The sequence below is a fragment of the Erwinia sp. V71 genome (assembly GCF_965644245.1).
GTDB lineage: Bacteria > Pseudomonadota > Gammaproteobacteria > Enterobacterales > Enterobacteriaceae > Erwinia.
Genome location: NZ_CBFFRK010000269.1, coordinates 1 through 807, shown reverse-complemented (window position 1 = coordinate 807; position 807 = coordinate 1). Strand labels below are relative to the sequence as shown.

At 51.1% G+C, this 807-nt stretch carries 2 protein-coding genes and 1 pseudogene; 1 reads left to right on the top strand and 2 read right to left on the bottom strand.

What is annotated here, in order from left to right; genetic code table 11:
* Positions 1–103: 103 nt before the first annotated feature.
* Positions 104–208, bottom strand: a pseudogene (locus ACSZO1_RS22590) (DUF1272 domain-containing protein); the annotation flags it as partial.
* 67 nt (positions 209–275) lie between these two features.
* Here ACSZO1_RS22590 and ACSZO1_RS22585 point away from each other — a divergent pair.
* The gene (locus ACSZO1_RS22585) at positions 276–434 is read left to right on the top strand and encodes a hypothetical protein (protein WP_437616633.1); all 159 of its coding nucleotides are present in this window, start codon (positions 276–278) and stop codon (positions 432–434) included.
* Here the strand turns inward: ACSZO1_RS22585 and ACSZO1_RS22580 are convergent, their stop codons facing one another.
* Positions 435–728, bottom strand: a complete 294-nt coding sequence (locus ACSZO1_RS22580; RefSeq protein ID WP_437616631.1) for a hypothetical protein — start codon at positions 726–728, stop codon at positions 435–437.
* Between the last annotated feature and the right edge of the window lie 79 nt (positions 729–807).

The window sequence follows — 807 nt, the reverse complement described above, 5'->3', positions numbered from 1 at the left end:
GGCCAAGAAAATGCCTCGGGTTCCGGCAGCCTTCAGTGGTCTTTGCAGAGTTAAGACAGGCGGCTTAGCATTGCACTCCGAACTTGAATCCGCCGTTTTCGCTGCAGTCGTCACAAAAGGTACATTCAAAAGAGCAGATCCGTGCCGCAGTGGATTCCGGCGGCAGATCTTTATCACAGTTTTCACAGCTGGGCCTGAGTTCTAACATCGGTTTTCTCCTTAACACGGTGATAATTAATGTATAATGAAATACCGCAACTTGTCAGGAGAGAATAATGTCCACGTTTGCCATTATCGCCGTTCCTTTCTTTGTGATGGCTGTCGTGATGTTTGCACTGGCGTTTTCACAAAAGCACCGGGCATTCCTGTATAGCGGCATCGCGTTTGCCACTGTAGCCGTCGTCAATACTGCTCTGGGGCTCAGCCTTCCCTGACTATTGTCGCGCCTGCCGCCAGCGGGCAATCATCTCTTTGCTCACTTCATCTTTATAACAGATCGGCGTTTCGCCCCCTGCCCTGCTCCATGCGCTACGTTTACCGCAACGGCTGCCATTAAGCGCGCTGTTATACGGGCAGGGACAATTACCGGAATAGGCCGCAATCGAGTCATCAATAATTTGCTGTTTAACCTGATCGTCACTCAGGCGCTGGCTTTTACTGAAAACCGGTGCGGCAGCGAAGAGTGCAGTGGCAATAATGGCGGGCAAAAATAGATGGCGTATAAACATAGTGGGGCGGATTCAACTCCGAAGTGCAACGCTAAGCCGCCAATCTTAGCTCTGCAAACACCACAGACGGTTGCCTGAA